This is a genomic window from Mycolicibacter minnesotensis, assembly GCF_010731755.1.
In the GTDB taxonomy this organism is placed as follows: Bacteria; Actinomycetota; Actinomycetes; order Mycobacteriales; family Mycobacteriaceae; genus Mycobacterium; species Mycobacterium minnesotense.
In genome coordinates this window covers 3,576,700-3,599,391 of sequence record NZ_AP022589.1, presented here as the reverse complement: position 1 = coordinate 3,599,391, position 22,692 = coordinate 3,576,700, and the positions used below count along the sequence as shown (strand labels likewise).

Below are 22,692 nucleotides of genomic sequence, written 5' to 3'. Positions count from 1 at the left end.
ACGCCGGAATTGTGTAACGCATCGCAATTGTTGTTCGGGCCATGATCGACCCTTTCTTTTCGGCGCCGTGATCCCCTATGTCGCGGCGTTGTCCGAACGATAACCACCCGACGACCGCGGAAATGGCGAATTCACGCCTTTATCTGCGGATACAAACGCACGGGTGAGTCCGCGAGCACCGGTTTTCGGCTACATCGCCTGCAGCACCAGCGGCGGCCCGGGGTCGGGCGACAACGGCACGTTGTGACGTTGCAACAACCATCCGGCGATGTTGTGGAAGAGCGGAGCCGCCGAGGTACCGGGCGAGCCGTCGGCAGCGCGGTGCGGGTTATTCATCATCAGGCCGATGACGTAGCGCGGATTGTCCGCCGGCGCTATCCCGGCAAAGGTGATCCAGTAGACGTCGTTGTAATAGCAACCGCAGGCCGGGTTGATCTGCTGTGCCGTGCCGGTCTTTCCGGCGACCTGGTAGCCGTCGACGGCGGCCTGCCAGCCGGTGCCCTGCTGAACACCGGTCGGATCACGCTGCACCACTGAACGCAGCATGTTGCGCACGGTCGCCGCGGTCTGCTCCGAGACCACCCGAACGCCTTCGGGGCGAGGCTCCTCGGTGCGGCTGCCGTCGGCGGCGACGGTCGCTTTGATGATCCGCGGCGGAACTCGCAAACCGTCGTTGGCGATGGCCTGATACATCCCCGTCATCTGCAGCAGTGTCATCGAAAGGCCCTGGCCGATAGGCAAGTTGGCGAAGGAGCTGCCGGACCATTGGTCCACCGGCGGAAGCAGACCGGCGCTCTCACCGGGAAGTGCCACGCCGGTGCGCTGGCCGAGCCCGAACTTCTCTGCCATGTCGAACCAGCGCTCGGGTCCTACCCGCTGTGCCAGCATGAGGGTCCCGACGTTGGAGGACTTACCGAAGACGCCGGTCATGGTGTAGGGCGCGACACCGTGCTCCCAGGCGTCGCCGACGGTGACGTCGGCGATATTGATCGAGCCGGGCACCTGCAGAACCTCGTCGGGGTGGCCCAGGCCGTATTCGATGACCGAGGCGGCGGTGATGATCTTGTTCACTGAGCCCGGTTCGAACGGAGAGGACACCGCCAGGTTGCCGAGCTGGCGGTCCTCCTGGCGTCCGACGTCCTGGGAGGGGTCGAAGGTGTTGTCGCCGGCCATCGCGAGCACCTCACCGCTGTGCGCGTCCAGCACCACGGCGGTGACGTCGTGTGCGCCGGTGACGTTCTTGGCCTGCTGCACCTGCTGCTGCACGTAGAACTGAATGTCGTCGTCGAGGGTGAGCTGGATGGTCGATCCGTTGACGGCCTTGTGGCGGTTGCGATAGCTGCCCGGGATCACCACGCCGTCCGAGCCGCGGTCGTAGGTGACCGAGCCGTCCGTTCCGGCCAGCACCGCGTCCATCGAGTCCTCCAGGCCCAGCAGGCCGTGGCCGTCCCAGTCGATGCCACCGATGATGTTGGCGGCCAAGGAGCCGCCCGGATATTGCCGCAGGTCTTGACGCTCGCTGCCGACCTCCGGGCATTTCTCGATGATCTGCTCCGCCACCGCGGGGTCCACGGCACGAGCGAGATAGACGAACGTCTCGTTGCTGCGCAACTTCTTCAGCAGAGCAGCGGAGTCCGGCTTATTGCCGAGCCGCGTGGAGATCTCTTTGGCGATCTCCTGCAGCCGCAGCTGCGGATCGGGGGCCGACGGGTCCTTCTTCTTGGCGTCGGCGAGCTGCTTGCCGATCTTGACCGGCTGGAAGGACAGCGCTCGGGCCTCGATGGTGAAGGCGAGCTTGTCCCCGGTGCGGTCGATGATGTCGCCGCGCATGGCCTGCTGGATGTCGGTGACCTTGAGTTGTCCGGCGGCCTCGGCCCGCAGCCCGGATGCCCGAGGGACCTGGAGGTAGAAGAGCTGCGCCGCCGACAAGGCCAGCACCAGGAAGATGACCGCATTGCCGGTGCGATGCCGGAAGACGAATGAGGCGCTGCGCAGGCCCATCTCGGTGGCCTGCCGGGTACGGCGATCGCGGGCCGAATGCCCTTCTTCCGGAGTCACTTTCGGGGTTTTTCCAGGCTTGGCGGCCTTGGTCTTTTTGGCCATTTTGGCCGGCGGGGTGGCAGCGCGGCGGGTCTTTCGCCTGTCGGCCGTGGCCGAACTGTCGGCGCGACGTGCCGGTCCGGTTCCCCGCTCGGTCCGTGTCATCGCGCGGCCCCGGGAACCGTCGGGGCGCCCGCGGCGTCCGGTGGCAACAGGAGTTGCGGCCGCAGCACGGTCTCGGGCGGCACCACCGCCGGCGGCACCACCGCGGCCGGCGGCAAGACGGTCGCCGGCAGTCCGGATCCCTCAGGGGCGGGAACTGTCTCCGGTGGCACTACCAGCCCGGGCGGCACTGCGGCGGGCGGGATGCCTCCAGGATGCGGTGCCAGCAGGGGGATGTCCTGCGCGCTGGGGCCAGGCAATGGTCCGGCCATCGGTATACCGGGAGCGCCGGGCTGGCCCGGCAGGACCAGCGGCGCGCCGGGCACTGCCGGAGCCGGTGGAACCGCGGCGGGCAGATGCCGGGTGTCCAGTTTGGGCGCGGTCGGCGGCAGGCGCACCGGAACCTCAGCCGGAGGTGCCGCATCGTCGGGCAATTTGGTGTTCAGCGGCGGCGGCGGCATTCCCTCGGCCGGCTTGGGCACCCCGACGACAACCCAGTTGCCGACCGGGTCCTGAACCAGATGCGCGGTGTCCCGGCTCGGAATCATGCCCAGTTCGCGGGCCGCCTCGGCCAGCGCGGGCGCGGACTCTGCGGTAAGCACGTCCCGCTCAAGTGCTTCCTTCTGCTGGAGAAGGACGCGGTTGCGCTCCCTGATGCCGCCCAACTGATATGACCGCTCAGCGGCATCGGTCGACAGCCACAACGTGATTCCCAGCCCTACGGCCAATGCACCGATGATCAGCACCACAAACGGAACCTTGGCCGCCAGCGTGCGCGGACGCAGGTCGACCGAAGCCAGCTTGGCGATCAGGCGTTCGCGCAGGGGAACACGTACAACTTTTGGAGCCTTGGCTTTCCGCGCCTTGGCGCGAGCCTTGGCCTGTTTGGTGCTCTTAGCCGGCACCGGCCGGGCATCGGGGCGAAGCGGTGCCGTCTTCAACGGGCCAGACCGCGGCCGAGACTCGCGCCCCGGGGTGGGTGTGCTGCCCCGCTGTCGCCGAGAGCCCCGGGCCTGTGCCGTCTCGTTGGCACGCCGCGGGCTGGTGCGCGTTGTGCCGTCGGGGCTGCGACGGCGGTCGCCCTGCCCCGCCGCGGGTGTGCGCTTGGTCGCCATCACTTCCCCCTCGATGCCACGATCGCCCCAGCATGAACACGCTCGACGGCACGCAGCCGGACCGAACCCGCCCGCGGATTGCGCTCGACCTCATCCGCCTCGGCCCGCTCAGCCCCCCGAGTCAGGGTCGTGAACTTCGCTTCGTCGCCGGGCAATTCGACTGGCAGCCCGACCGGCGTACGCGACGCGGTCGCGGCAGCGAACAGCTGCTTGACGATCCGGTCCTCCAACGACTGGTAGGCCATCACCACCACACGTCCGCCCACCGACACGGCGTCCAGTGCCGCAGGCAAAGCAGCCCGCAACGAATCCAGCTCACCGTTGACCGCGATCCGCAGCGCCTGAAACGTGCGCTTGGCCGGGTGGCCTCCGGTGCGCCGCGCCGGCGCCGGAATCGCCTGGTAGAGCAGCTCCGTCAGTTCTCCGGTCGAGGTGAACGGCGTCTGCGCCCGGCGGCGCACGATGTAGGAGGCGATCCGTGACGCGAAACGCTCCTCACCGAAGCGGCGCAGGATGTCGGTCAGTGCCGCTGCGTCGTAGGTGTTCACGATTTCTGCAGCCGTCAGCTCGGCCTGCGGGTCCATCCGCATATCCAGCGGCGCGTCCTGGGCATAGGAGAATCCGCGTTCGACCCGGTCGAGCTGCATCGACGACACGCCCAGGTCGAACAACACGCCGTCGACCGATCCGGTTGCGCCCAAGCCTGATTCGGCCAGCGCCGCGGTGATGCCGTCATAGCGGGTTCGCACCGGGTGCAGTCGATCACCGAACCGGGCCAACCGGGTGCCGGCGATGTCCAGTGCAGTGGTGTCACGATCCAAGCCGATGACGCGCAGACCGGGGAACTCGGTGAGGAACCGCTCGGTGTGGCCACCGGCGCCCAGGGTGGCATCGACCAGCGTGGCGCCTCGTCCGTCGGGCGATCGCCGAGTCAGCGCCGGGGCCAACAGCTCCACACAGCGGTCCAGCAGAACCGGTACATGTCCGAATTCGCCCTGCTCGGCCACAGCAACACCTCCCTGTTGCGGCCAGTGAATTGCATGAGACGCGGCCTGCATCCGGCTCGATCGGCCGGACTGTCGGCGAGCGGCTCGCCCGCAGACCCTTGCCTCGAGGTCCCTGCCCGACGGCGCGAACCTGACGTTGGGGAAGTACGTCAGGGTCGGTTCGGACAGAGGCCACGAGGCACGGGCGTGCGCCTCAGATGATGTCGCTGAGTGCTTCATCGCTGGCCGCGGAGAAGTTCTCTTCGTGCGTCTGCTGGTAGTCGCTCCAGGCCTGTGCGTCCCAGATCTCCAGGTAGTCGACCGAGCCGATGACCACGCACTCCTTGGAGAGGTTGGCGTAGCGACGGTGATCGGGCGACAAGGTGATCCGGCCCTGGGCGTCGGGGTGCTGTTCGTCGGTGGCCGCAGCCAGGTTGCGCAGGAATGCTCGCGCGTCCGGGTTGCTACGCGAAGCCTTGGCCGCCCGGCGGGCCAACTGCTCGAACTCCGCCCGGGGATACACGGCCAGGCTGTGGTCCTGACTCTTGGTGACCATCAACCCTCCTGCCAGTGCATCCCGAAACTTGGCGGGCAGTGTCAGCCGCCCCTTGTCGTCGAGCTTGGGCGTGTAGGTGCCGAGGAACATCGGCTACCTCCCACACTCTCGACGTCGTCAGCCCACGATACCCCACAATCCCCCACTACGCACCATTTCTTAGGCCGGTTCCACCCCTATGCCCCACCATCGACCCGTTTTTGCCGTCTACGCAGGGCGGCAACCCACCAGAGGGAGGCTAAAACAGCAGTTCACAGCCGGTAGCGGCGAAGTGGGGAGAGGTGGGGGCACACGCGAGCACGGTGCGCTCCGCGGCCCGACACGCAGAGTCAGGCCCTGTCACCGACCGTGTCGCGCGCACGAAAAAGGGCAGCCCGTGGGCTGCCCTTTCACATCACACGTGCCGTCGACTCGGCCTAAGGCTCGAACCGGCGACGGAATCGGTCCTCCATGCGACTGGAGAAGGTACCGCTGCCGCCCTTGACGCGGCGCTGCGCGTTCCCGCCCTGCTTGGCCGCACCGTCTTTACCGGCGGGGACATGGTTGCCGGTGATGGCGAACACCACCCCGCCGAACATCACCACAAAGCCGAGCACGCTCAGGATCAGGAATCCGGGATTACTGGTGGTCGCGTAGAACGGGATGCCGGAGACCAGCATCACGAGACCGGACACGAACAGGGTCATTCCCTGCACCCGCCGACGGGTGGTGGGGGTACGCAGTGCGCCACCCCGAACGCTGGACGCGAACTTGGGGTCCTCGGCGTAAAGCGCGCTCTCGATCTCGTCGAGCATGCGCTGTTCATGATCGGAGAGTGGCATTCGTCCCTCCTTGCCGACGGCCGCTCATCATCACTGCCCACGGCGGTATACGGACTGTTGCGGGCAACTCACATTGATAATACGAGGTGGGCCTGCGCCGTACCACAGGCTTCACCAGCCGATTGTAGCGGCGGTCGGGCAATGTGGATCAACAACGGCCGACGCCGCAGGCCGGACCCGGATAATGGACCGGCAGACACTCGGGCAACGCCACACTTCTTTGGAAAGGAACCCGCACGTTGGTGACCTTCCTCCGCGATCTGTCGCCACGAGAGATGGCAGACCACTTGGGTGAGGCGCTGCGTGTCTACGTCACCGCGATGGGCTATCCCCCGGGGACCGAGAGTCAGCGCGCCGCCATGTGGCTCGATCACACCCGCCGCAACGGCTGGCGTGCGGTGGCCGCCTTCGGGAATGGCGATGCCGGCGGCATCGGCGAGATCGTCGAGCAGACCACGAGTCCTGCGGAAGTGGGCAACGCCGGACTGCTCGGGGTGGCCTATGGCTACAGCGGCGGCCCCGACCAGTGGTGGCAACAGCAGGTGGTGTTGGGCATGCAGCGGCGCGGTATGCCCCCTGCAGACATCGCACGGGCGACGAACAGCTACTTCGAGCTCACCGAACTGCATGTGGCGCCGCATGCACAGGGCAGCGGCGTCGGGGAGGCGTTGGCGCGACGGCTGCTGGCAGGCCGCCCGGAGGCAGGCGTGTTGCTGTCCACCCCGGAGACCAACGGCGAAGGAAACCGCGCCTGGCGGTTGTACCGGCGACTGGGTTTCATCGACGTCATCCGCGGTCATCACTTCGCCGGCGATCCCCGCCCCTTCGCCATCCTGGGCCGACCACTGCCGTTGTAGCCGCCAAGCGCCGCGTCGTCGTCGCTGCGGCCGCCGGGTCTGGCACGATGACGTCGTGCATCTTCGGCGTTCGCTTTGGCCCGTTCGGGGACTCGCTCGGGGGCCCGTAGCGGAGCCCGTTTCCCGACGAGTCGGCCGCTTGCACGGCTACCGCCGCATGGTGGCGGTACTCGCACTGCTTCTCGTCACGGCACCGTTGGCCGGGTGCGTGCGCATCCGGGCCACCATCACCGTCTCCCCTAACGATCAGGTCTCCGGCCAGGTCATCGTGGCGGCCAAACCGCGCAACGACAACGACACCGGGCCCAAGCTCAGCGCCGACCTACCTTTTCCCCAAAAAGTCGCGGTCTCGAACTACAGCAGAGACGGCTACGTGGGCTCCCAGGCGGTGTTCTCCGACCTGACCTTCGCCGAACTGCCGCAACTGGCCGAAATGCATCGCGACGCAGCCGGCGTGGACCTGTCGCTGCGCCGTGCCGGCAACCTGGTGATCCTGGAAGGCCGGGTCGATCTCACCACGCTCAACGACCCGGAGTCCGATGTCGAGTTGAGTGTGTCGTTCCCCGGCGAGGTGACCTCCACCAACGGTGAACGCATTGGCGCCGACACGGTCCGGTGGCGGCTGAAGCCCGGCGTGGTGAGCACCATGAACGCCCAGGCCCGCTACACCGACCCCAGCACGCGCGCCTTCGCCCACGCGGCCCTGTGGCTGATCCTGTCGACGTTCGCCGCGGCCGGAGCGGTCGCGGCGCTGGCCTGGTACGGCCGGGACCGCTCACCGCGGTTCAGCACGCCCGACGACAACGCCGGCTGAGCGCGCGATTCAGCGCGCCCGCGGCGACCAGTAGTCGAGCATCTGCGCGAACGTCCGAAACGCGGCCGCAGAAACCCCGTAGGTGGCCTCGAAGTGGATGCTCAGCGGAAAGCCCAGGTCCGCGACTCCGTCGATCACCCGCTTGTACAGGTCGACCATCAGCTTGCGCCGCTGGTCGGGTTCGCTGTCGGCGAGCGTCTTGACGAAGTCCTGTTCGGCAGCCACCGATGCATTGCCCGGATCCTGGATCAGCCAGTTGATCAGGCCGGTCCGGTTCTCGAACGTCGGAACGAAGCCGAACGACAGCAAGATCTCCGGGCGCGCATCACTGTGCTTGGCGAACTCGGTCAAGAACGGCACGATCGCGTCGGAGTACAGCAGCTGGGTCAGGGCGAAGGTCGCGCCGCTGTCGCATTTGAAGTTGAACCGGCCGATCTCGTCGGCCCGGGTGGGAATCAGGATGACGCCGCGGTTGGCCACGTCGGCACGGAAGGTCGCCAATGCGTCGGTGGGCGGGATGCCCGAGCCCTCGCCGTCGGCCATGGTGCGCGGCACGCCGACGAAGACCACGCCCTCGATCCCCGCACCGGTCAGATCGCCCAGCCGGCCCCGCAGCGCCGCCTCGTCGGAGAACGAGGTCACCTGGGTACACAAGCCGGCCACGCCCGGCAGCTCGGGCCGAATCGCGTTCCAGAAGTCCAGCACGTCGAGCTTGGGCTTCATCTCGATCGGCCGGTCGTCATCCTCGGCGATCATGCTCGGCATCAGGATGTGGCGGATCTGCCCTTCGATGCCGGCCTCGGCAGCGAACCGCACAACCTTGTGCGCCTCCTCGATGGTGTGCTCGGGACCGCGTTCCACATTCGGTGGGACAAGCTCGAGTGCGACGGTGTTCAAGGTCACGTACCAGCTCCTCATGCAAGACGGTCGGCAGAAGGCCGACGGTGCCGCGGGATGCGGCGGCCAAGCTCCGGCGGCCGCCCGGCCGTCACCGGCCTGAGTCCCCCCGGTCGTGGTGGCACACTCTACGCTGGACCCACGCTGGGGGTCCCCGGCCGGGCAGCACAGAAAGGGGCGCCGAGCTGAGTTTCAAGGCAACAGCAGCTACTACACCGTCGGCCGCCGAACTGGCCGCCGCCGTGACCGAACAGCTGCGCTACTACCTGCGCACCCGCCGCACCGAGACCGCCTACATCGGCGACGACTACGAGGCGTTGATCACCGGCCTCGAAGAATTCGTGCTGGTGGGCGGCAAACGGCTGCGGCCGGCGTTCGCCTACTGGGGCTGGCGCGCCATCACCGGCCGGGACGCCGACGACGGTGAGTTGTTACTGTTCGCCGCCCTGGAACTGCTGCATGCCTGTGCGCTCATCCACGACGACGTGATCGACGCCTCGGCGACCCGCCGCGGCAACCCCACCACGCACCGCAAGTTCGCCGAACTGCACCGTTCCCGCGGGTGGCGGGGCTCTGCCGATCAGTTCGGGATGTCGGCGGCAATCCTGCTCGGCGACCTGTCGCTGGTGTGGGCCGACGACATCGTCGCCAGCGCCGATCTGCCCGCCGACGCACAGCGCCGGGTGCGCCGGGTGTGGTCAGACATCCGCACCGAGGTGCTGGGCGGTCAATATCTCGACATCGTCGCCGAATCGTGCGGCGTGGACTCGATCGCCTCGGCGATGCGGGTCAACACCTATAAGACCGCGTCCTACACCGTGGTGCGCCCGCTGCAGCTGGGTGTCGCGGCCGCGGCCGACCGGCCCGATATCGAGGCGCTGTTCTACGAATTGGGCACCGACTTGGGTGTGGCGTTCCAGCTGCGCGACGACGTGCTGGGGGTGTTCGGCGATCCCGCGGTGACCGGCAAGCCCTCCGGCGACGACCTGCGCTCCGGCAAACGCACCGTGCTGCTGGCCGAAGCCGTCGAGCTGGCCGACAAGTCGGACCCGGTGGCGGCCGACCGGCTGCGCACCGCGATCGGCACCGACCTCACCGAGGATCAGGTCCGCGAACTATGCGCGACGATCGAATCGGTGGGCGCGCTGGCGGCTGTCGAAGACCGCATCGACCTGCTGACCCGCCGCGCCATGGCCGCCTTGGAGGCCGCCCCCATCGATGAGGTCGCCAAAGCCGGGCTGACCGACCTGGCCCGCCGGCTCGCCGACCGGTCGGCCTGAGGAGTCCCGAGCCCCCATGTCGAACCCCAGCAGCACCACACCGGCCCCCGACGTCTCCGACGGCAGCCCAGGCGCCCTCGCCCGACTGCGGCAGTTCGCGGCAGGAGATCAGGCCGACGCCGCATGGCTCGGCTGCCTCGGCGCGTTATTGATCACCCTGGGCGGGTTGGGCGCAGGCAGCACTCGCATCCAAGATCCGGTACTGGATTCCCTGCACCTGTCGTGGTTGCGCTTCGGCCACGGGCTGGTGCTGTCCTCGGTGCTGCTGTGGGCCGGTGTCGCGGTGATGCTGCTGGCCTGGCTCGGCCTAGGCCGGCGGGTGATCGAGGGCACCGTGAGCACCTACACCTTGATCGCGACCACCGGCTTCTGGCTGACTCCCCTGCTGCTGTCGGTGCCGGTGTTCAGCCGCGACACGTACTCCTACCTGGCTCAGGGCGCCCTATTGCGCGATGGGTTCGACCCCTACCACGTCGGCCCGGTCGACAACCCCAATACGTTGCTCGACGACGTCAGCCCGATCTGGGCGGCGACGACAGCGCCCTACGGGCCGGCGTTCATCCTGGTCGCCAAACTCGTCACGATGCTGGTGGGCAACAACGTGGTGGCCGGCACCATGGTGCTGCGCCTGTGCATGCTGCCCGGTCTTGCGCTGTTGATCTGGGCCGCACCGCGAGTGGCCGCCCGAGTCGGCGGCAGCGCCCCCGCGGCGCTGTACCTGGCCGTGCTCAATCCGCTGGTGATCATCCATCTGATGGGTGGCGTGCACAACGAAATGCTGATGGTCGGCCTGGTGATCGCCGGAATCGCGCTGACCCTGGAACGGCGGCAGCTGGCCGGAATCGTCTTGGTGGCGCTCGCGGCGGCGGTCAAGGCCACGGCGGTGATCGCCCTGCCGTTCCTGGTGTGGGTGTGGATGCGCCGCCTGCGCGAGCCCCGCGGTTCAGCGAGGCTCGACGAAGGAGAGCCAACACTGGAACCGCGGCATGAGCCCCGCGGTTCAGCGAGGCTCGACGAAGGAGAGCCAACACTGGAACCGCGGTATGGGCGACGTGGCTATCCGGCGGTGGTGGCTTTCTTGATCGCCGCGGCAGCGTCGACGGGAATCGTCGTCGCGGTGTTCGCGGTGCTCTCGGCGCTGGCCGGGGTGGGCCTGGGCTGGTTGACCGCGCTGCTGGCAGGCAACGTCAAGATCATCAACTGGCTGACCGTGCCGACCGCGGCCGCCAATCTGATCCACGCCGTCGTCGGGCTGTTCACGCAGGTCAATTTCTACGCCGTCCTGCACGTCACCCGGATCGGCGGAGTCACGATGATCGCGCTGCTGCTGCCGGTGTTGTGGTGGCGGTCGCGGCACAACGATCGTGACGCGGTGGCCGGAATCGCCTGGGCGATGCTGGTGGTGGTGTTGTTCGTCCCCGCCGCCTTGCCCTGGTATTACACCTGGCCGCTGGCGGTGGCAGCCACCGTTGTGCGTTCACCGACCGCGATCGCCGCGATCGCCGCGGCCTCGACATGGATCATGGTGATCTTCAAACCCGATGGCTCCCACGGCATGTACACCTGGGTGCATGTGATCGGCGCAACGGGGTGCGCGGTGTACGCCTGGTACCGGCTGTCGAGGGCGCAGCCGTTGCCGACGGCCGACGCCGCTTGAAAGACGCCGCGTGAAAGACGCCGCGTGAAAGTCAGTACGCCATGGCCTGCGCCCGGCGCATCACCTCTCGCGCCTGGTGCGCATGCAGCGCATCGATCGGGCGGGCGTCGGAAATAGCCTCGCGGGTGCCGTCGCGGGTCAAAGTCAGCGACGCATCCGGGGTGAACAGCCATCGCACGATGTCGGTCTCCTGATAACCGCCGTCGCGCAGCACAGCCAGCAGTCCAGGCAGGCTCTTGAGGATGTCCCCCTCTTCGGTGAAAAAGTTCCGCGGAACCCTCAGCGCCCCCGCCCGCCGCACCGCGATCAGATGATTGTCGCGCAGGTACTGATGCACTTTGGTGACGGGCACCGCCAGCATCTCGGCGACCCGGGGCAGGTCGAAAGTGGGTTCGTCGGGTTCAAGCACGTCTTCAGAGGCCGGAATGCTACTCACGACACAAGTTTAGAACCGCCGGACCGGCCCTCCGCACACCTACCATGACCACGTGACTTCCATGTGGGACGGCGACGGCGTGCAGGGCGCGCTGCTCGACGGCCGATACCGGGTGGGGACCCGGATCGCCACTGGGGGCACCTCGACGGTGTACCGCGGCGTCGATGAGCGCCTGGACCGGCCCGTCGCGGTGAAGGTGATGGACCTGCGCTACGCCGGTGACCAGCAGTTCCTGACCCGTTTTCAGCTCGAGGCCAGGGCTGTCGCGCGGCTCAAGGATCCCGGGCTGGTGGCGGTGTACGACCAGGGATTCGGCACCCCGCGGGACCCCGGACAGCCGTTTCTGGTGATGGAACTGGTCGAGGGCGGGACGCTGCGGGAGTTGCTCAACGAGCGCGGCCCCATGCCGCCGCACGCGGTGGCCGCGGTGCTACGTCCAGTGCTGGGAGCACTGGGAATCGCGCATCGTGCCGGACTGGTGCACCGCGACATCAAACCGGAGAACATCCTGATCTCCGACGACGGCGACGTGAAGGTGGTCGACTTCGGGCTGGTGCGGGCCATCGCGGCGGCGGGAATCACCTCGACCAACGTCATCTTGGGCACCGCGGCCTACCTGTCCCCCGAGCAGGTCCGCGACGGCAACGCCGGCCCCGCCAGCGATGTCTACAGCGTCGGCGTACTCGCCTATGAACTGTTGACCGGCCACACACCGTTCTCCGGCGATTCGGCGTTGACGGTGGCCTACCAGCGGCTGGATCACGATGTCCCGCCACCCAGCGCCGCCATCGAGGGAGTTCCTGCCGCGTTCGACGACTTGATTGCCCGTGCGACCGCGCAGGACCCGCAGGCCCGCTTCGTCGACGGCCTGGACATGGCCCACGCCGTCGACGCGATCACCGAAGCGCTGGCACTTCCGGCATTCCGGGTGCCCGCGCCCCGTAACTCCGCCCAGCATGTCGCGGCGCCGTCGCGGGGACCCGAGCACCCTGCGCCGCCACGCCAGACGCTGCACATGACCCGCGGACCGCAGGACTGGGTGGACGACACCGATACCCACTATGACCTGGTGACAGGCCAATTCGGCGGCGTCGAGCTGAGTCGGTTTGTTCTCGAGCGCCAGCACGCACGTCGCATGGTGGTGATCTGGCTGGCCGTGCTCTTCGCCTTCACCACCGTGCTGGCGGCGCTGGCTTGGACCTTGGGCAACAATCTCGGCGCACTGCTGTAGGCGCCTTTCGGCGGAGCAAACGTTGAGATTGCGTCCATGGTCGTGGCGCCGGTGCAGTCACGACCACGGACGCAATTTCAGCATCGCGTGCCAGGTGGCGGCCTCAGCCGCGCAGCATCTCCGCGACGAGGAAAGCCAGCTCGAGCGACTGTTGGGTGTTGAGCCGCGGGTCGCACGCCGTCTCATAGCGGCCGCCAAGGTCGGCGTCTGAGATGTCTTGGGCCCCACCGAGGCACTCGGTGACGTTCTCCCCGGTGAACTCCAGATGGATGCCGCCGGGGTGTGTGCCCAGTGCGTGATGCACCTCGAAGAATCCCTGCACCTCATCGACGATCCGGTCGAAGTGCCGGGTCTTGTGCCCGGTGGAGGCCTCGTGGGTGTTGCCATGCATCGGGTCGCACTGCCAGATCACCTGGTGGCCGGTGGCCTGAACCTTCTCGATGATTCCCGGCAGCAGGTCGCGCACCTTGGCGTTGCCCATTCGGCTGATCAGCGTCAGTCGACCCGGAACATTGTGCGGGTCAAGACGTTCCACGTACTCGACTGCCTGGTCCGGTGTGGTGGTGGGACCGAGCTTGACCCCGATCGGGTTGGCGATCACCTCGGCGAGCGCGATGTGCGCGTGATCGAGCTGACGGGTCCGCTCGCCGATCCACACGTAGTGCGCCGACAGATCGTAGAGCTGCGGTGTCCCGGCAACGTCTGCCATCCGGAGCATGGCCCGCTCGTAGTCGAGCACCAGCGCCTCATGGCTGGCGTAGATCTCGGCGGTCTGCAGCTCGCGATCGGCGACCCCGCAGGCGCTCATGAACTTCAGGCCGCGGTCGATCTCCCCGGCCAGTGCCTCATAGCGCGCCCCGGCCGGCGAGGTGCGAACGAACTCCCGGTTCCAGTCGTGCACCAGCTCCAGAGATGCCAGGCCCGACGACGTCAGTGCCCGCACCAGATTCATCGCGGCACTGGCGTTGGCGTAGGCCCGCACCAGCCGGGACGGGTCGTGTTGGCGCGCTTCGGCATCCGCGGCCAGCCCGTTGATCATGTCCCCGCGGTAGGACTTCAGGCCCAGCGAGTCGATGTCGGCCGACCGCGGCTTGGCGTACTGACCGGCGATGCGGGCCATCTTGACCACCGGCATGCTGGCGCCGTAGGTCAGCACCACGGCCATCTGCAGCAAGGTGCGGATATTGCCCTTGATGTGCGGCTCGGTGTTGTCGGTGAAGGTCTCGGCGCAGTCGCCGCCCTGCAGTAAGAACGCTTCCCCGCGGGCCACCTGTGCCAGCTGCTCCTTGAGGCGCTCGATCTCGGACGCCACGGTGATCGGCGGGACGCTCTCTAACACGGTGCGCATCGCCTTGGCCTGGTCAGCGGGCCAGCTCGGCTGCTGGACGGCCGGCCGGGCCAGCGCGGCGTCGAGGCGCTCGCGCAGATCCGCGGGCAGCGGCGGCAACGCCGGCAGCTGGTCGATGGGTACGTCAACGGTCCAGTTCACCCGACCATGGTAGCCGGGGACCGACCCGTCCTGATCAGGCCAGTTCGCTGGCCGTGCCGACGGGCCAACTCCTTAACGGTCGGTTGCGCGACCCGTGTGGTCGTCGGCCGTGATGACCTGGAAGCGGCGCAGCTGGTCGCGGGCGTCCACCAGCGCATCGTGGCTGCCCGCCGACCTCGGCGGTAGGCGCGGTCGGTCCCGGTCCTCCCACAACTGCCGAAGCTCGTGGGTGAAACGCGGGATCGGGGTCGGCAGATCCGGCATGGTGCCCCACAACTGGCAGAGCACCACGTGGTCATAAGCCCCCACCCACGCCCACAGTTCGATCTGCTCACCGCGATCGACGCCGAAGAACTCCTCGAGGTCTTCGCGGATCCGGCGTCGACTCCGCCAGACCTGCGACGCCGGCGACGGCAGCTTGGGCAATACATTGGCGCGCACCCAGGACCCAGCGCGGTCGGGGTCGAATTCGGTGGAGACCGCGTAGTACTCGCGGCCGTCCTCAGCGACCACCCCGATCGAGATCAACTCGATGGTGCGGCCGTCCTCGATGAATTCCGTGTCGTAGAAATATCTCACCGCCACGGCCCGCCCGGGCGGTGGATGCGCGGGATCGAGACCGGCATGGTGGGCGCCGACGCCTCCGAGACCGCTCGATTGGGTCCCGACCCGACAGGGGGTCGGTCGGTCGTCGGGGAGGCAGGTGGCCTGCCGATCGGCACCTGCTGGCGGGGAACCATGAACTGCACCGTGGGAGCCGATGCGGCCCGCACCTCGCGGTCGAGTTCGGCGTCGACGGCCTCCTCGTCAGGCACCTGGGGCCGACCCGCGATCGCGTCCTGCAACCAGAGTTTGGCCGCGATCACCGGGCGGCGCAGCCGACGCTCCCGCTCCAGCGCGCGCGACAGCCGCTGCTGATCGGGCAGATAGCGCCACCGAGCCCACGGCGCGTGCGGCCGAGACAGTCGTACCGCGCCCACCACCAGCAGCGGAAAGAAGAACATCCCGATCAATCCGGTCCACACCTTGCCTTTCAGCAACACCATCACGCCCAACGGCAGCGCCGTAACCAGGCCCACGAACACCCCCACCCGAATCAGCAGGGACGACGTATCGTGCCACGTCCCCACCAGAAACGTCAGCGGATGAAAGCCCAGCACCAACAATCCGGTGACCGCGGTGGCGGCGAACACGGCGTCGACCGACGCCCTGCCGTCCTCCTCCCAGTACACGTCGGACAGGTGCAGGATCAGCGCGTACTCGTCGAGGACCAGAGCCGCTCCGATCCCGAACGCGATCGCGGCCAGGCTGAACGCCGGTTCACGCGCACCGGCCCCCATCGCCACCAGCGCCACCCCCGAGGCCAACACCAATACGACACCGAACACCACATGGTGGATGTGCTTGGAGCCGAAGTGCAGGTTGCGCGGCTGCCACCACCGAGGCGTGCCAGGCTTGCCGGCCTGACTGCGGATGTAGCGCACCACGAACCGGGTCACCAGAAACGTCGCCAAGAAAGCCAACAGGCAGCCCAGCAGCGGCAGTCTGCCGCGTCCGATGATGTCGTCGCGGAACCAGTCGAGCACCTAATGGAACGTACGCCCCCGGGCCACACCACGCCCGGAACGCCACCGGTATGCCTCGCCGCAACGTCGCCACCCGATAGGCTGTGCCACGACATGACTACATCGCGGCCGCCCGACCCGGGCCGTCGGCACGGGGGCATCAGCGGTTGGGCCGTTTGGTGGATCTTCACGATGCTGGCGATTGCAGCCCTGGGCTACACGACGTGGCGGGCGCTGGGCAGCACGCCGTACCACATCGACGTCGACGTCTACCGGATGGCGGCACGGGCCTGGCGCGACGGCCGCCCGCTCTACGGCGAGGACTGGTTCGCCACCCAGATCGACGGAACCGTCCTGCCGTTCACCTATCCCCCGATCGCCGCGGTGTTGTTCGCCCCGTTGACCTGGGTGTCGCTGGGGACGGCCACCGCCGCGCTCACCATCATCTCCACCCTGCTGCTGGTGGTCTCGATCACCATCATGCTCAGCGGCCTGGGGGTGCGCCTCGGCGCCGACTCCGGAAGCGGCCCGCAATGGTGGCACCGCGGGGTCCTGGCGGTGGCGATCGTCGCGGCGGCCATCGGATTGGATGCCGAACCGATCTGGGCCAATTTCGACTTCGGCCAAGTCAATGCGGTGCTCATGACCCTGGTGATCGCAGACTGCGTGCCGCGGCGCACGTACTGGCCGCGCGGCGCACTGCTGGGTGTCGCGGTGGCATTGAAGCTGACGCCCGCGGTGTTCCTGCTCTATTTCCTGCTGCGACGCGATACCCGCGCGGCAGTCACCACGGCGGCATCTTTCCTGGCGGCGACCCTGGTGGGCTTCGCGATGGCCTGGAGCGACTCCTGGCAGTACTGGACACACACCGTCACCGACACCGACCGCATCGGTGGAGCGACCCTCAACACCAACCAGAATCTCGCCGGCGCGCTGGCCCGGCTACCGCTGAGCGAGAACCTTCGGTCCCTGTTGTGGGTGGCAGGCAGCCTGCTGGTGCTGGCGGCATTGGTGTGGGCGGCCCGCCGGGTGCTGGCTGCCGGCGAGCCCATTCTGGCGCTGGTCTGTGTGGCCCTGTTCGGTTTGGTGGTGTCACCGGTGTCCTGGTCGCACCACTGGGTGTGGATGCTTCCCACCGTGGTGGTGACCGCGGTGGTGGCCTACCGGCATCGCACGATGGCGCTCGGCGCGCTCAGCGCCGCAGGCGTGGCACTGATGCTGCGCAGCCCGATCGAGCTGCTGCCCGAGCATCATGAGTCCGGTGCCGCGTGGTGGCGCCAGCTGGCCGGGATGTCCTACGTGTGGTGGGCGTTGGCCGTGATCGTCACGGCTGGTCTTGCCGTTCGGCCGCACCCTCGGCCGAATCCGGATCAGCCCGCTGCGGTCTCCGGAAACCGGGCGACCGGCTGACCGGAGGCTCCGTCCTGTTGCGCGGCACCGTTTTTGACGCTGGCTGCGTAGATGTCGACGTATTCCTGGCCCGACAACCGCATCAGCTCGTAGATCACCTCGTCGGTGACGGCACGCTCGATGAATCGGTTCTCGGCCATTCCCTCGAACCGTGAGAAGTCCATCGGCTCGCCGAATCGGACCGTGACGCGGCCGAACCGCAGCATCTTGGTTCCCGGCGGGTTGACGACGTCGGTGCCGACCATCACGACGGGGATCACCGGGACGCCGGTGTGCAGCGCCAGGCGCGCCAGACCGGTCTTGCCCTTATAGAGCCGACCATCGGGCGAGCGAGTGCCCTCGGGATAGATGCCGAGCAGCTTGCCCTGCGCCAGAATCCGCTGGGCGGTGGTCAGGGCCGCCTGCGCGGCGTCAGCGTTGTTGCGGTCGATGGGCACCTGTCCCACCGCGGTGTAGAACGACCGAGTGAGCCAGCCCTTGATCCCGGTACCGGTGAAGTATTCCGACTTGGCCAGGAACGTGATCCGACGACGGACCACCAGGGGCAGGTAGAAGCTGTCCATGACGGCCAGGTGATTACTGGCCAGAATCGCCGCGCCGTCGTCGGGGATGTTCTCCAGACCCTCGACTTTCGGCCGCCCGATCAGGGCCAGCAGGGGCCCGAAGAAGACGTACTTGACCAGCCAGTACCACATGGCCCCTCCCTCCTGCCCCCGCTAGGCGGCCGTGTTCGCGCCAACTTTACCGACCGAGCGTGTCAAGAGCCACACGGTGATTCGTCACATCGGGAATTCCGCGGAATTCCTCAGCTTTCGTGCTTGTCGTCCTCGACGCGCACGGGAATGTGCTGATAGCTGGGGCGTGCCGACGACCGGTCGCCCTCGCCGTCGCCGCCCGGCGGAGCCGGCTCGGGCGGGCGCGGCACCCCACCGGCCTCGGCGGCCTCTCCGACCACCGCGCGGATCACCTCGTAGAGCGCGACGCTGTGCTCGGCGACGATGGTGAGCAGGGGGTGCTCCTCGCCGGAGACCAGGGCCGCCAACGCGCAGACCGGGCACCACACCTGTTGACACTTTCCCGGGCTGTCGGCGGAAGCCGCCAGCAACGCGGCGGCGCGCACGGCCGGGTCAAGGCGATCCAGGATCGCCTGGGCGAGCTTGCGCAACTCGGGCCCGAGCTCACCCAGGTCGGGGTGCGCGCCATCGGTCAACGCCGCACCTCCTCATCGCCACTCGCCGGCCACAGTTGCGGATCCGGCTGGAAGCGCACCGTCAGTTCGCTGCCACGCAACGTTGCGTCCACGACCGTGCACCGACGCAACACCGACGCCAACCGAACCCGACGTCTGGTGCCGCCCGCACCGATGATCAGATCGTCTCCGGATCGCCCCAGGCTCAGCGCACCGGAATCGACCTGGGGTAACTCTAGCCGGAGCCGGTAGACGGCCCCCAGCCCGGAACCGGACTCCCGGTCGACCACCGGCCGCACCGGGGCCGGAGGCGCTGCCCCGTCGCGGCGACGACTGTTCGCCAGCAGATCGCCCAGGGCTTTGGGGCCGATGGGTTCACCCGCCAGGTGCGGGACCAGGACCATCGCCACATCACCGATGGCGTGGTCGATCTCCTCCAGAACACTGCGCTGCTCACCGATTCGCTCGGCGTACCAGTCGAACGCCGGATGGGCGGGAAGGTTGGTGTAGACGTACGAATCGTCCTGCAACAAAATCTGATTGACGATCAGCTCAGCCACCCGCACACCCGTCAGCGACAACGCACCCAAGGTACGCACGGCTTCGGCGGCCACCACACGCTCCGCGGTCAACACCACGTGTGCCGCCACCGATGCCTCATCGGTCAGTCGCTCGGCAAGCCGTTCGGCGGTTAGGGCGATCCGCTCGACCAGCTCGACGAGGGCACTCGATCGAGGATCCTCGGTGCCGCTGAGCCGGCGGTGCCGCGGCCACGACCGTTCGACGTAGAGCGCCACCGTCGCGGGCAGGGTCAGCATGCGCATGGCGTCGGCGGTGGATGCACAATCGACCACCACCCGGTCCCACCGCCCGCTGTCCGCCAGTTCGCCCACCTCGTGCAGTCCCAGCACTTCCTGCACCCCGGGCAGCGCCGAAAGTTCCTCGGGGGCAACACCACCCAGGTCCGATTCCGGGAAGCGGTCGGCCAGAACCTCGACCACGTCGGTCCAATACCGCTCCAGCAGTGCCACGGTGTCCAGCGCCAGTACATCCAGTTGGCCGCCGGCCGACGCACCGTCGAGGACCACCCGGAGGGGGTCGCGGGCAGCGCTGGGCGCCACCTGTACACCGAGTACGTCCCCGACCGAGTGAGCCTGGTCGGTGGAGATCAGCAGAACCCGATCGCCAGCGCACGCCTGCGCGACGGCCGTCGCCGCGGCGCACGTGGACTTGCCCACGCCGCCTTTGCCCACGAACAAACTGATGGCAGCCACGGAAAGCGCTGTCGCCGGCGCCGGTTCAGGCGGCCTCACTCAGCCTCTGCTCGCTTCTTCAAATCCTTCAGTGCGGTGTCGGTCAGCCGACGCTCCGCTTTGCGCTTGAGCAGTCCGATCATCGGAATCATCAGATCCACCGACAACTCGTAGACGACCTCGGTCCCAGATCCCTTCGGCGTCAGGCGATATTCGCCGTCCAGCGCTTTGAGCAGCGAACTCGACGCCAGGGACCACCGCACCGCCCGGCGATCCGGCGACCAGTCGTAGTTCAACACCATGGTGTCCTTGAGCACGGCTGCGTCGAGCACCAACCGGGCCACCTTCGGATAGCCGTCGGCATCGGTCTCGAGCACCTCGGCCTCGGTGTACTCCGAGACCCAGTCGGGGTAGGCGCCGATATCGGCGATCACCTTCATCACCGTGTCCGGATCGGCCGCGATGAAGATCGTCTGAGCTGTCTTGTCCGCCACGTGGTTACTTCCCTAACTCGCTCGCGCCTGCCACCGGCCCTCGGCACAGACGCTACCTCGCCGTCTTCGGCCGGGCCGGGTCAACTCACGGCGATCGGCGCGACCCCCACCGGCCGAGATCGCTCCAAGCGGTGCTTGACCTCGAAGGCCATCCGCTTGCCCGCCACCCGGCGGCGGTGGTTGAGCTTGGCCAGGTTCAGCCGCGCCAGCTGCCGGCCGGTCACGCCGGTGGGTTCGGCGTGCAGGAAATAGTGGAGCAGCACACCGTCGAGCATCGGCTCCAGCCAGATCTCCATGGTGCCGGTCAGCGGCCCGCCCACTGTCCACCGAATGCCCTTGTCAGCGCGGTCTTCGACCACCTCAAGCTGCAGATCGGGCCACCACCGCTGCCAATTCGACCGATCGGCGACAGCCATGCCCACCTGCTCGCCGGAAGCGGCGACGAACGTCTCGTCGGCAACCTGGATACTGTTCATGGCCCGCAAGCGTATCGAACACTTTTTCCGGGCCAAGGGCCCGGCGGCGCATTCGCGGGGAGCTTCCGGCAGGGACGCAGAGTGAACCTCGTCACGGTCGTCCCCAGGAGCCGACTAGGCTGTGCGGATCGACACCCAGGCTGGCAAGAGAGGTCATCGCAATGCGTGAGTTCAGTGTTCCCGCGCCGTTCACCGTCGAGGAGCACGACAACGTCGCCGCGGCTGTCTTCGAACACGAACGCAACAGTCCCGACTTCGTCATCTACCAGCGGCTGATCGACGGCGCCTGGACAGACGTCACCTGCGCCACCGCGGCCGCACAGATCCGGTCGGCGGCGCTGGGCCTGATCGGACTGGGCGTGGAGGCCGGCGACCGCGTGGTCATCTTCTCGGCTACGCGCTACGAGTGGGCCATTCTCGACTACGCCATCCTGTCCATCGGCGCGGTGACCGTGCCGATCTACGAGACGTCTTCGGCCGAGCAGGTCCGCTGGGTGATGCAGGACTCCAGCGCGGTAGTGGCCTTCGCCGAGACCGACGCTCACGCCCAGATCGTCAACGAACTCGCCGGAGACCTGCCCGCACTGCGGCGGGTGCTGACCATCGACGGTTCGGACGCCCCGGCCCTCGATGAGCTGACGGAGGCCGGCGCCGGCCACGACCCCGCAGAACTCACTGCGCGCCTTGCCGCATTACGGTCCACCGATCCGGCGACGCTGATCTACACCTCGGGCACCACCGGCCGTCCCAAGGGCTGCCAGCTCACCCACTCCAACCTGATCCACGAGGTTCGCGGCACCCAGGCCGCCCTGCCCACGCTGATGACCTCCGGCCAGCGACTGCTGGTGTTCCTGCCGTTGGCACACGTCCTGGCCCGTGCGCTGAGCATCGCGGGCTTCGCCAACAAGGTGACGGTGGGGTTCACCAGCGATATCAAGAACCTGGTGCCGATGTTGTCGGTGTTCAAGCCGACCGTGGTGGTGTCGGTGCCGCGGGTGTTCGAGAAGGTTTACAACACCGCCGCCCAGAATGCCGCCAACGACGGCAAGGGGCGCATCTTCGAGATTGCGGCCCAGACCGCCGTGGACTGGAGCGAGGCCACCGACCGCGGCGGTCCAGGCCTGTTGCTGCGCGCCAAGCACGCCCTGTTCGACAAGCTGGTCTATCACAAGCTGCGCACGGCGTTGGGCGGCAACTGCCGCGCCTCGGTGTCTGGCGGCGCGCCGCTGGGCGAACGGCTGGGCCACTTCTACCGCGGCGTCGGCCTGTCGATCTATGAGGGCTACGGGCTGACCGAGACCACCGCGGCCATCACCGTCAACCCCGTCGGCGGCATGAAAGTCGGCACCGTCGGAACGCTGGTGCCCGGCAACAGCATGCGTATCGCCGAGGATGGCGAGTTGCTGGTGCGCGGCGGCGTGGTGTTCCACGGCTACTGGCGCAACGAGCAGGCCACCGCCGAGGCGTTCACCGACGGCTGGTTCCGCACCGGCGACCTGGCCGCCATCGACGACGAGGGCTACCTGAAGATCACGGGGCGCAAGAAGGAGATCATCGTCACCGCCGGCGGCAAGAACGTCGCACCTGCGGTTCTCGAAGACCAGCTGCGGTCTCACCCGTTGATCAGCCAGGCGATGGTCGTCGGGGACGCCAAGCCGTTCATCGGGGCGCTGATCACCATCGACCCCGAGGCCATCGAGGGCTGGAAGGAACGCCACGGCAAGGCCAGCGGCGCCACACCGGCGGATCTGGCGACCGACCCGGACCTGATCGCCGAGGTGGATTCGGCTGTCAAGCACGCCAATCTTGCGGTCTCGCATGCCGAGTCGATCCGGAAGTTCCAGATCCTGCCGGTCGACTTCACCGAGGCCACCGGCGAGCTGACCCCGACCATGAAGGTCAAGCGCAACGTGGTGGCGGAGAAGTTCGCCGACGCGATCGAGGCGATTTACGCCAAGGGCTGA

At 67.7% G+C, this 22,692-nt stretch carries 22 protein-coding genes; 7 read left to right on the top strand and 15 right to left on the bottom strand.

Annotation, left to right across the window (positions count from 1 at the left end):
• Window positions 1-189: 189 nt before the first annotated feature.
• The 5 genes from G6N09_RS16625 to G6N09_RS16605 all read right to left on the bottom strand — a co-directional run bounded on the left by G6N09_RS16625 (window position 190) and on the right by G6N09_RS16605 (window position 5,680).
• A complete protein-coding gene (locus tag G6N09_RS16625; protein ID WP_083025187.1) occupies window positions 190-2,205 on the bottom strand; it encodes a peptidoglycan D,D-transpeptidase FtsI family protein in 2,016 nt (671 codons plus the stop codon).
• On the bottom strand, window positions 2,202-3,320 hold the full coding sequence (locus G6N09_RS16620) for a cell division protein FtsL (protein WP_407662623.1): 1,119 nt from the start codon (window positions 3,318-3,320) through the stop codon (window positions 2,202-2,204). Before G6N09_RS16620 ends, G6N09_RS16625 begins: the two co-directional genes overlap by 4 nt.
• The gene (rsmH, locus tag G6N09_RS16615; RefSeq protein ID WP_083025191.1) at window positions 3,317-4,543 is read right to left on the bottom strand and encodes a 16S rRNA (cytosine(1402)-N(4))-methyltransferase RsmH; all 1,227 of its coding nucleotides are present in this window, start codon (window positions 4,541-4,543) and stop codon (window positions 3,317-3,319) included. Before rsmH ends, G6N09_RS16620 begins: the two co-directional genes overlap by 4 nt.
• Entirely contained in the window at window positions 4,518-4,949 is a 432-nt protein-coding gene (mraZ, locus tag G6N09_RS16610) for a division/cell wall cluster transcriptional repressor MraZ (protein WP_024440488.1), read from the bottom strand. The genes rsmH and mraZ overlap by 26 nt, the downstream gene beginning before the upstream one ends.
• Before the next feature lie 326 nt (window positions 4,950-5,275).
• Complete coding sequence (locus G6N09_RS16605; protein ID WP_083025193.1) at window positions 5,276-5,680, bottom strand: SCO2097 family morphological protein; 405 nt, start codon at window positions 5,678-5,680, stop codon at window positions 5,276-5,278.
• 239 nt (window positions 5,681-5,919) lie between these two features.
• Here G6N09_RS16605 and G6N09_RS16600 point away from each other — a divergent pair, with 239 nt between their 5' ends.
• A complete protein-coding gene (locus G6N09_RS16600; protein WP_163752840.1) occupies window positions 5,920-6,537 on the top strand; it encodes a GNAT family N-acetyltransferase in 618 nt (205 codons plus the stop codon).
• Between the two features lie 157 nt (window positions 6,538-6,694).
• A complete protein-coding gene (locus G6N09_RS16595; RefSeq protein ID WP_165756577.1) occupies window positions 6,695-7,351 on the top strand; it encodes an LppM family (lipo)protein in 657 nt (218 codons plus the stop codon).
• A gap of 9 nt (window positions 7,352-7,360) precedes the next feature.
• On the opposite strand, the gene G6N09_RS16590 is transcribed toward G6N09_RS16595, so the two are convergent.
• On the bottom strand, window positions 7,361-8,254 hold the full coding sequence (locus G6N09_RS16590; protein WP_083025198.1) for a mycobacterial-type methylenetetrahydrofolate reductase: 894 nt from the start codon (window positions 8,252-8,254) through the stop codon (window positions 7,361-7,363).
• A gap of 179 nt (window positions 8,255-8,433) precedes the next feature.
• Here G6N09_RS16590 and idsA2 point away from each other — a divergent pair, with 179 nt between their 5' ends.
• Window positions 8,434-9,528: a bifunctional (2E,6E)-farnesyl/geranyl diphosphate synthase gene (gene idsA2 / locus G6N09_RS16585; protein ID WP_083025327.1), complete on the top strand. Its 1,095-nt coding sequence runs from the start codon at window positions 8,434-8,436 to the stop codon at window positions 9,526-9,528.
• A 16-nt stretch (window positions 9,529-9,544) separates the two neighbouring features.
• Complete coding sequence (locus G6N09_RS16580) at window positions 9,545-11,185, top strand: alpha-(1->6)-mannopyranosyltransferase A (protein ID WP_083025200.1); 1,641 nt, start codon at window positions 9,545-9,547, stop codon at window positions 11,183-11,185.
• Window positions 11,186-11,216: 31 nt separating this feature from the next.
• Here G6N09_RS16580 and G6N09_RS16575 read toward each other — a convergent pair whose 3' ends face one another.
• On the bottom strand, window positions 11,217-11,621 hold the full coding sequence (locus tag G6N09_RS16575; RefSeq protein WP_083025202.1) for an Rv2175c family DNA-binding protein: 405 nt from the start codon (window positions 11,619-11,621) through the stop codon (window positions 11,217-11,219).
• A 61-nt stretch (window positions 11,622-11,682) separates the two neighbouring features.
• Here G6N09_RS16575 and G6N09_RS16570 point away from each other — a divergent pair, with 61 nt between their 5' ends.
• A complete protein-coding gene (locus G6N09_RS16570) occupies window positions 11,683-12,852 on the top strand; it encodes a protein kinase domain-containing protein (protein ID WP_083025204.1) in 1,170 nt (389 codons plus the stop codon).
• Between the two features lie 103 nt (window positions 12,853-12,955).
• On the opposite strand, the gene G6N09_RS16565 is transcribed toward G6N09_RS16570, so the two are convergent.
• From G6N09_RS16565 to G6N09_RS16555, 3 genes are all read right to left on the bottom strand, one after another.
• The gene (locus G6N09_RS16565; RefSeq protein WP_083025207.1) at window positions 12,956-14,341 is read right to left on the bottom strand and encodes a class II 3-deoxy-7-phosphoheptulonate synthase; all 1,386 of its coding nucleotides are present in this window, start codon (window positions 14,339-14,341) and stop codon (window positions 12,956-12,958) included.
• A gap of 72 nt (window positions 14,342-14,413) precedes the next feature.
• On the bottom strand, window positions 14,414-14,920 hold the full coding sequence (locus tag G6N09_RS16560) for a polyadenylate-specific 3'-exoribonuclease AS (protein WP_083025328.1): 507 nt from the start codon (window positions 14,918-14,920) through the stop codon (window positions 14,414-14,416).
• Entirely contained in the window at window positions 14,917-15,927 is a 1,011-nt protein-coding gene (locus tag G6N09_RS16555; protein WP_083025209.1) for a hypothetical protein, read from the bottom strand. The genes G6N09_RS16560 and G6N09_RS16555 overlap by 4 nt, the downstream gene beginning before the upstream one ends.
• 93 nt (window positions 15,928-16,020) lie before the next feature.
• Between G6N09_RS16555 and G6N09_RS16550 the strand changes: the two genes are divergently transcribed.
• Window positions 16,021-17,316 (top strand): glycosyltransferase 87 family protein, encoded by a 1,296-nt coding sequence (locus tag G6N09_RS16550; protein WP_083025211.1) that lies wholly within the window; start codon window positions 16,021-16,023, stop codon window positions 17,314-17,316.
• Here the strand turns inward: G6N09_RS16550 and G6N09_RS16545 are convergent.
• The 5 genes from G6N09_RS16545 to G6N09_RS16525 all read right to left on the bottom strand — a co-directional run bounded on the left by G6N09_RS16545 (window position 17,277) and on the right by G6N09_RS16525 (window position 20,728).
• Window positions 17,277-18,011 (bottom strand): lysophospholipid acyltransferase family protein, encoded by a 735-nt coding sequence (locus G6N09_RS16545; protein WP_083025213.1) that lies wholly within the window; start codon window positions 18,009-18,011, stop codon window positions 17,277-17,279. The genes G6N09_RS16550 and G6N09_RS16545 overlap by 40 nt on opposite strands.
• A gap of 110 nt (window positions 18,012-18,121) precedes the next feature.
• Window positions 18,122-18,526 carry a hypothetical protein gene (locus tag G6N09_RS16540; RefSeq protein ID WP_083025216.1) on the bottom strand — a complete coding sequence of 135 codons (405 nt, stop codon included), beginning with the start codon at window positions 18,524-18,526 and terminating at the stop codon, window positions 18,122-18,124.
• Window positions 18,523-19,818: an ArsA family ATPase gene (locus G6N09_RS16535; RefSeq protein WP_083025218.1), complete on the bottom strand. Its 1,296-nt coding sequence runs from the start codon at window positions 19,816-19,818 to the stop codon at window positions 18,523-18,525. Before G6N09_RS16535 ends, G6N09_RS16540 begins: the two co-directional genes overlap by 4 nt.
• On the bottom strand, window positions 19,815-20,252 hold the full coding sequence (locus tag G6N09_RS16530; protein ID WP_083025221.1) for an SRPBCC family protein: 438 nt from the start codon (window positions 20,250-20,252) through the stop codon (window positions 19,815-19,817). Before G6N09_RS16530 ends, G6N09_RS16535 begins: the two co-directional genes overlap by 4 nt.
• Before the next feature lie 80 nt (window positions 20,253-20,332).
• Entirely contained in the window at window positions 20,333-20,728 is a 396-nt protein-coding gene (locus G6N09_RS16525) for a polyketide cyclase / dehydrase and lipid transport (RefSeq protein WP_083025224.1), read from the bottom strand.
• Window positions 20,729-20,889: 161 nt separating this feature from the next.
• Here G6N09_RS16525 and G6N09_RS16520 point away from each other — a divergent pair, with 161 nt between their 5' ends.
• Window positions 20,890-22,692 (top strand): AMP-dependent synthetase/ligase, encoded by a 1,803-nt coding sequence (locus G6N09_RS16520; RefSeq protein ID WP_083025226.1) that lies wholly within the window; start codon window positions 20,890-20,892, stop codon window positions 22,690-22,692.